This window comes from Oleiphilus sp. HI0125, from assembly GCF_001635355.1.
The window spans coordinates 1-637 of the sequence record NZ_LWGF01000207.1 but is presented as its reverse complement, the minus strand read 5'-3'; the positions used below and the strand labels follow the sequence as shown (position 1 = coordinate 637).

At 46.6% G+C, this 637-nt stretch carries 1 protein-coding gene and 1 pseudogene; both read right to left on the bottom strand.

Annotated features, from left to right (window positions below; genetic code table 11):
• Window positions 1–509: pseudogene (locus A3762_RS03215) on the bottom strand (glutamine synthetase); the annotation flags it as partial.
• Window positions 510–519: 10 nt separating this feature from the next.
• A partial coding sequence (locus tag A3762_RS26310; RefSeq protein ID WP_156493181.1) for an aldehyde dehydrogenase family protein occupies window positions 520–637 on the bottom strand: 118 nt, incomplete at its 5' end.

Below are 637 nucleotides of genomic sequence, written 5' to 3'. Positions count from 1 at the left end.
GAACTCATTCGATGACCGCTAGCGGGAGATTTAGGTGGCTGCAGCCCGCCATTTTCTGTTCTCTCGGTATCCAATAAATAGAACTCAAGTTCCAAGGCAATACCCACTTTGTATCCCAGTGTGCTAAAACGTTCATTCGTTTTAACGAGGATATTGCGCGGTACAACATCCATCGGCGAGCCATCATCCTCCAACATGGTACAGAGCACTTGCGCACGGCTGAGATCTTCGACCCACGGAACAATCGCTAAAGTGCCCTCAATGGGTTTACAAACATAATCTCGATCGCCTTGTGCAAGACCCAAACCCGCTTCTTCAGTTGATGCTCCTCGGCTGTTTAAACTCATCACCGAGGCAGGTAGGCAACACCCCGTTTGGTACACTTTATCAAGCAGATCAATTTCGATTCGTTTACCTCGAAGAATGCCGTTTTGATCAGGCAACAGTAATTCGATGGTTTGAACCTTAGGATAGCGGTTAAGAAAATCCCTCACTTCTTGGTTTTGCATCATGTACTCCTTAATTTAAACCGCCCATGCAGAGGTATTTAAGTTCCAAATATTCATCCATGCCGTACTGACTTCCCTCTCTCCCCATACCAGACTCTTTAACACCGCCAAATGGTGCCATGGCAGTA